Source organism: Actinoplanes xinjiangensis (genome assembly GCF_003148685.1).
Lineage (GTDB): Bacteria > Actinomycetota > Actinomycetes > Mycobacteriales > Micromonosporaceae > Actinoplanes > Actinoplanes xinjiangensis.
In genome coordinates this window covers 164,169-170,989 of sequence record NZ_QGGR01000019.1, presented here as the reverse complement: position 1 = coordinate 170,989, position 6,821 = coordinate 164,169, and the positions used below count along the sequence as shown (strand labels likewise).

Here is a 6,821-nt window from a genome sequence, read left to right as displayed (position 1 = left end):
TCGAGCACGCTGGACAGGTGCTTGTTGATCTGATCGCGGCTGGTCAGGGCACGTTCCAGATCGAGGGAGCCGATCACGTTGCGCAGCGTGGTGACCGTGAGCTGCTCTATCGCCTGGAGGAAGTTGGAGATCTCGTAGGTGGCCAGCATCGGATCGATCGCGCGGAAGTACAGCACCGTGTCGATCGAGACGACCAGGTTGTCCGAGGTGATCACCGGCTGCGGCGGGAACGACACCACCTGCTCGCGCATGTCGACCTTGGCGCGGACCGCGTCGACGAACGGCACCAGCAGATTGAGACCGGGTGACAGGGTCCGCTTGTACTTGCCGAGCCGTTCGACCACGTCCATCCGTTGCTGAGGAACGATGCGGACGGCTTTCAATAGGGTGACTACGGTGAAAAGCAGGACAGCGGCGATGACGATGCCCAGAAAGGCGTCCATGTGAGTGATCCACCTCTGAATTATCGATTGACGGATGTCATGTGTTGGTATCGGTTATGCCGGGTAGGTCGTCGCGCCAGATCACCACGGTGCCGTCGGTGACCTCGAGAATGGTGACCCGTTCGCCGGGAGCATAGGTGCCGAAGCCTTCAAGGGAGCGCGCCTGCCACAGTTCGCCGTCGACCCGCACCATGCCGTGCTCGGTGTCCACCTGCTCCACCACGAGGGCGGAGGCTCCCTGCATCGTGGCCATCCCCATCCCGACGGGTTCGCTCCTACGCAGGTGGCGAAGCAGGACAGGGCGAAGCGCCACCAGGGTCAGTGCCGATGCGACCACGAAGACACCGCCCTGGGCCGGCACCGACGCGCCGAGCCCGGCCGCGGCGGCCGCCGCCAGTGCTCCCGCCGAGAACATGAGCAGGAAAAGGGTGGTCGTGAAGATTTCCGCCACGGCGAGTGTCACGGCGGCGATAATCCACAACAACACATCCATAGTCCGATAATGGCACGGCGCCGCGGAATCAACCACCGGAGCTTTCCCGCGCCCGGGCGGATGTGCATCCGCATTGTCACGTGATTGTCATTGTTCTGATGGAAATTCCACATGCCAGCCGCGGCCACGTCGCTTTCGCCGGCAAGATCACCAGGCAATCCGCGCCTCCCAGGACTTCCACGCCGTACGGGCCATCGGGTTCACCGATCTCCACCGGCGAGCCGCTCCAACATGTCCACGGCCGTCGCCACCCCGTTCTCGCATCGAACCTGCTCGCCCAGCCGACGAGCGGCGGTGATCATCGCCGGGTCGTCGACGGCTCGGCGGATCGCGGCCGCCAGCCTCGGCGCCGTCAGGTGCCGCTGACCGATCGGCTCCGCCGCGACACCCAACCGCTGCATCCTGGCGGCCCAGAACGGCTGGTCCCCGACGAACGGGCACACCACCTGCGGCCGGCCGGAGCGGACCGCCGCCGCGGTTGTCCCCGCTCCACCGTGGTGCACGATCACCGCCGACCGCGGGAACACCGTCTCGTGCGGCACGTCCCCGGGCAGGAACACGTCCGGCGCCGGGATCTCCTGCAGCCCACCCCAGCCGCCGGCGAGCATGCCACGTACGCCGGCCATCCGCAGCGCCCGCACCACCACCTCGGTCGCGGCCTCCGGATCCGGCCCGATCATGCTGCCGAACCCGACGAAGACCACCGGCGGGCCGTCACCGCCCGCCGGATACCGGTCCGTAACGGGAACGACGCCGCCGGCCGCCGCGGTGTCGACGAACCAGTAGCCCGTGACCTGTGCCGTAGCCGGCCAGTCAGCCGGACGGGGGATGACCGCCGGGCTCACCGCATGCAGCACCGGCGCGAGCGTCCCGTCCGGACGCCGCAACGGATCGTGCCGACCGCGTCGGCGCGGCAGACCGAGCCCGGACCGCCACCGGTCCACCGTCCGGCCGAACATCAGCGCCGGACCCTTCATCCCCGCATACGTCAGGCGATTCACCGAGGCGGGCAGCCACGACGGCAACTGCTGACCCGGCCACGCGAACTCCCGGGTGGGAACGTACATCGGCATGGGCAACGCGAGAACCGCCGGGACACCCAGCCTCTCCGCGACATGCTGACCGGCCAGGACCTGACCGTTGTGCACGATCAGGTCGGCGCCCGCGCCGGCACCGGTCGAGGCCACCTGCCAGCAGTCCTCGAGCACCCGAGTGAACATCGCCGGCATCCGCCGCATCAGTGTCAGCCTCGCACCGATGCCACCGGTCGCGACATCGCCGACCACAGTGGCGTCGTCGAACAGGCGCAGCGGACCGTCATCGAGCCCGGCGAACATCACACCGTGGCCGGCGACCAACTCGGTGAAACGGTGGGGAGCAGCCACCACCACCTCATGACCACGGCGCCGCAGATGCTGAGCCAGGGCCACGAACGGCTGTACGTCACCGCGAGTGCCCAAGGTCAGCACCAGAACCTTCATCGGGAACCTCCCGCCGGCTCCCCGAGGCGGCAGCACTGCGTGCCCGGCCGTCGGCTCATCGCACGAGAAGCACGATGCCGACGATGACGACCACGATCAGTGCGGCGACCGCGACGATCGCGTAGTACGGCACGGGCACCGCCAGGATCGAAGCGGCGAGCGCCGAACAGAGACAACCGACGGCGATGGCGACCCGGCGGCGTCGCAGAAGGAGACGAGCGGTCTGGCTCTGCTCGCTCATGACCGCAGATCCCGCCGCTGGTACCCGGCCAGGCCGGCGACCACCAGCACCGCGGCTATACCGAGCATCACCGTCGACGCCGTCCCGTCGGCGTCGACGAGCGGCACGGGCGCCAGGTGCGCGAACGGCGACAGGTCGCGAACCCACCCCGGCGCGGCGATGCTCTCGGCGATGACCAGCAGCAGGAACCCGCCGGTGGTGGGAAGCCCACCCACGACGCCCACCCAGCGGGGCGCCCAGCCGGTGACGAAGACAGCGGCGCCGAGGCTGAGCCCCACGATCGGCAGAACATTCCACACCCCGGTAAGCGCCTCGACCAGGCTGAAGTCCCCGCCCGTCACGGCGACACCGGCCCAGGTCGCCGATCCGGCTGCCGTCACCAGGACGGCGACGGCGCCGGCGGTCGCAGCGATCTCCGCGCCGATCAGCCGGACCCGGCTGATCGGGCCGGCCGCCGACATCATCAGCCGCCGGTCGGTCTCGGCGGCGACGAAGGCTCCCATCCGGACCGCGACGAATCCGCCGGCAGGCATGGCGAGGATGGCGAACAGCGTCGCGGTGACTCCGGCGATGCTGCCCATGTCGGCGAACCCGGCCTTCGCCGCCTCGTTGGCCAATGCCGGATTGTCGGCGAGGAAACCGGTCACCGACACGGCGGTCAGGCCGATGAGCAGGTAGTAGCCGCCGATCCCGATCGTCCAGCCGGCCAGTGGCCGCAGCACCCGGCGCACCGCGAACCCCTCGACGCTGCCGAGGAGCGCGAGCCGCGGGCGCCGGGCAGGCCGGGACGCGACCAGACCCGCACGAACCTCACGCCGGCCGGCAGCCGCCAGAGCACCCACCGCGGTGACGGCCGCCGCGACGAGCAGAAGCACGAGCGGAACGACACGGTCCTGGACGTACGGGCCACTGAGGCCGAGCAGGCCGAACGGTGACAGCCAGTGCAGCCAGCCGAGTTCGGTGACGCCGTCGCCGACCATGCGGGCCAGCAGGCCGACGCCGATGACCGTCACCGCGGCACCGGTCGCCGGGGTGCGCGTGGGGAAGATCTGCGCGGTCAGGGCGGCGACCGCGACGAAGAACACGCCGAGCAGAGCTGTTCCGGCACCATGGACGAGGGAACCCGACGTGGCGGTCCCGAATGCCAGCAGTACGGCGGTGACCGCTGATCCGGCGGCGACCGGCACGGCGGCGACGGCCGCCAGGTGGCGGATCAACACCGTGCGCAGGGGGACCCGTCCCGCCAGCAGCAGGTCCCACCGGCCGGAGTCCTCCTCTCCGCGGGTGATCCGGGTCGTGGCCAGAACCGACCACGCCGCCAGCATCACCGCCAGGAAGGTACCGACCCGCCACACGGTGAATCCGCCTGCGGTGTCCAATCCGACCGGCGGGCCGAACAGCATGCGGATGGCGGGATTCCCGGCGAGTGCCTGCAGACCTCCGGCCGCGGCGGGGTCGGCCATCACCTCGGCGTAGGTACCCGCGACCAGCGCCGTGATGCCACCGGTCAGCGCCACGACGATGAGCCCGCCGCGACGTACCTGCCGGACCGCCAGCCGGGTCACCGCGCGGCCAGGGGTGGACGTGGCCTGCCGGGCGGTAACGGTGGGGGAGACGGCTGCGATACTCATCGGACCGCCCCCGTCCCGTAGAAGTCCAGGAAGATCTCCTCGAGGCTCGGCTCGCGGACCGTGAGGGCGGTGACGTCCGCGGCGGCGAGCGCTCGCAGGGCGGGCGCGGGGGAGCCGGTCAGCGTGAATCGCAGTCGGCTTTCGCCGGTCGCCTCGACCGTCTCGACGCCGGGGACCGCGGACAGCCCTGGGGCGGCGCCGCGGTAGACGACCGTCACTTCGGAACGGTGCAGGCCCCGGAGCCGGTCGATGGTGGCCACCTCGACGAGCCGGCCCGTCCGCAGGATGCCGACCCGGTCGCAGACCGCCTCGACCTCGGCGAGCTGGTGCGAGCTGAGGAACACGGTCTGCCCATGGTCACGAGCCTGGCCGACGGCGGCCCGGAACTCGCGTTCCATCAGCGGGTCCAGGCCGCTGGTCGGTTCGTCGAGCACCAGCAGCGGCGCCCGTGTGGCGAACGCCGCGATCAGCGCCACCTTCTGCCGGTTGCCCGTCGAATACGTCCGGGCCGGTTTCGAGGGGTCCAGCGCGAAGCGTTCGACCAGTTCGTCCCGGTACGCCAGATCGGTGCCGGGACCGGTCTGGGCCTGTAGGTGCAGAATCTCCGCACCGGTCAGCTGCGGCCACAGCGCCACGTCGGCGGGCACGTACGCCAGCATGCGGTGTGCCCGGACGACGTCGGCCGCCTCGGTGCCGAAGATCCACGCCTGTCCCGCGGTGGGGCGGGCGAGGCCGAGCAGTAGCCGGATGGTGGTGGATTTACCGGCACCGTTCGGGCCGAGGAACCCGAACACCTCCCCGGCCGGCACGTCGAGGGTCAGGTCGTCGAGGGCGGTCAGGCGCCCATACCGTTTGGTGAGACCGGCAGCGCGCAGCGCGTATTGGCTCATCGCGGAAGTCCTTCCGGGCCGTGCGGATATGACCGCCGACCAGACTTCCCGGCACACCTACGATCGACCGTACGCCATCGCCGCACCGTTGCACAGCGTGAGTCCGCGCTCGCGGTCCGCCCCGGCGCCGGGGTCGGTGGAATTCGCTGTCAGCTCGGCATTCGACAGCGCTCACCGGAGCCCGGGGTTGGTCGGTCCGGCGTCATGGCGAGGGCGCCGGGTGGCGTAACTGCGCTGCGATGCCGTCGACGCGGTCGGCCAGGTCGGGCCGGACCGCGCGCAGGAGGCCGGTCTGCGGCCTCATCCGCAGGTGGCGCGACCAGAGCACGGCCCGCCCGTCCTCGAGCAGCCGGACGGCCTGTCCTGCTGTGTCACCGGCGGTGGCGGAGGCTGCGGCGTCCACGGCGATCGTCGGCCAGGCGGTCAGCCGGTGTTCGGCGTCGCCGCGGCTCAGACCGGTCCACGCCAGGCGTGTCATCACATCGACCGCGACGGTGTACGGATGTGTCGCCTGCTCGTGTTCACCGGCCGCGGCGAGGGCGGCGGCCCAGTCGTGGTGGATACGCAGGCGCAGGCCGTCGGACAGCCCGTCGAGCCGTGCGGCTTGCGACCACAACGCGACCGGGGTGGCCGGCTCGGTGCCGCCCTGCATCTACAACGCCCGGGCCAGCACGGCCAGGGCCGACGCCGTGTCCGTACCGGTGCGGGCCTCTTGAACGGCGGCGTGTGCCGCGGTGACGGCCATGTCGAGATGCCCGGCCGGCTCTGGTGACGCCTGGAGCAGCATGTCGGCGTACTGGGCCAGGTAGGCGGCGCGGTCCCGGTGACCGGCGGGCAGATCAGTCGCATCCCGGGCCGCGGTCACCGCCTCCGCCAGCAGCTTCGGCCGGTCGCCGGGATCGACGGCGGCCTGATCGATCAGGGCGGACGCCAGTGCCGAGGAGGTAGCGCAGAACTGGGGGTCGCGCGGCGACATCAGATCACGGCCGTGGCGGATCAGACCGGCCGCCCGGATCGCGAACCCCGGGTCGGCGGTGCGCTCGTAGGCGGCGCTGAGCGCGTTCGCGGCGTTGACGAGTACCCCGCCGGACCCGGATGCGAGGGGCAACGCGTCGAGCCGGTCGGCTACCGCGGTGGCTTCGTGGATGTCGTCACTGGCGCCGAGCACATCGAATCTGGCGACCAGCGCGCGGATGAGCATCGACAGGATTTCGGCGGATCGGCTGTCGGCCGGCGACACCTGTGCGGCAGCCCTCCGATAGAGGGTGATGGCCTCGTTGAGGCCGGCGGGGTCCCGGCGGAGCCGATGCCGGGCGAACAGGCCACCGGCGATGATCCACTCTGCCGTCCATCGATCGTCACCCGCGGGGACGAGGGCCCGCAGGCGCCGTGCGCGGGCGATGAGCTCCTCGGCGTCGGTGATCTCACCGGTCGCGTCGGGGCGGGCCTGTAGCACCACGCACAGAGTGCGCAGACCCGTCACGGACGACGGGTCGCGGTCGGTCAGTTCCACCAACGCCGCGATGGACAGATCCCGGCTGTGGACGTCGCCGGTGTCCATGAAGTGCAGGCCACCCACCTCGCCGAGTTTCTCCAGCAGCAGGTCCACCAGTTCGGTGCCGTCCGGCGCGTGGCGGCGGGC

General features: G+C 70.9%; 8 protein-coding genes. All 8 read right to left on the bottom strand.

The window, feature by feature from the left end; genetic code table 11:
* On the bottom strand, positions 1-443 hold a 443-nt coding region (locus BC793_RS33760), incomplete at its 3' end, for an SPFH domain-containing protein (RefSeq protein WP_146246557.1).
* A gap of 37 nt (positions 444-480) precedes the next feature.
* Positions 481-936 carry an NfeD family protein gene (locus BC793_RS33755; RefSeq protein WP_109599938.1) on the bottom strand — a complete coding sequence of 152 codons (456 nt, stop codon included), beginning with the start codon at positions 934-936 and terminating at the stop codon, positions 481-483.
* Between the two features lie 200 nt (positions 937-1,136).
* On the bottom strand, positions 1,137-2,417 hold the full coding sequence (locus BC793_RS33750; protein WP_109599936.1) for a glycosyltransferase: 1,281 nt from the start codon (positions 2,415-2,417) through the stop codon (positions 1,137-1,139).
* Positions 2,418-2,472: 55 nt separating this feature from the next.
* Entirely contained in the window at positions 2,473-2,658 is a 186-nt protein-coding gene (locus tag BC793_RS33745; RefSeq protein ID WP_109599934.1) for a hypothetical protein, read from the bottom strand.
* Positions 2,655-4,289 carry an ABC transporter permease gene (locus BC793_RS33740; RefSeq protein WP_146246556.1) on the bottom strand — a complete coding sequence of 545 codons (1,635 nt, stop codon included), beginning with the start codon at positions 4,287-4,289 and terminating at the stop codon, positions 2,655-2,657. The genes BC793_RS33745 and BC793_RS33740 overlap by 4 nt, the downstream gene beginning before the upstream one ends.
* Entirely contained in the window at positions 4,286-5,179 is an 894-nt protein-coding gene (locus tag BC793_RS33735; RefSeq protein ID WP_170167306.1) for an ABC transporter ATP-binding protein, read from the bottom strand. Before BC793_RS33735 ends, BC793_RS33740 begins: the two co-directional genes overlap by 4 nt.
* Before the next feature lie 202 nt (positions 5,180-5,381).
* Positions 5,382-5,831, bottom strand: coding sequence for a hypothetical protein (locus tag BC793_RS33730; protein ID WP_109599930.1), 450 nt, complete (start codon positions 5,829-5,831; stop codon positions 5,382-5,384).
* Positions 5,832-6,788 carry a hypothetical protein gene (locus BC793_RS33725; RefSeq protein WP_109599928.1) on the bottom strand — a complete coding sequence of 319 codons (957 nt, stop codon included), beginning with the start codon at positions 6,786-6,788 and terminating at the stop codon, positions 5,832-5,834.
* Positions 6,789-6,821: the final 33 nt, after the last annotated feature.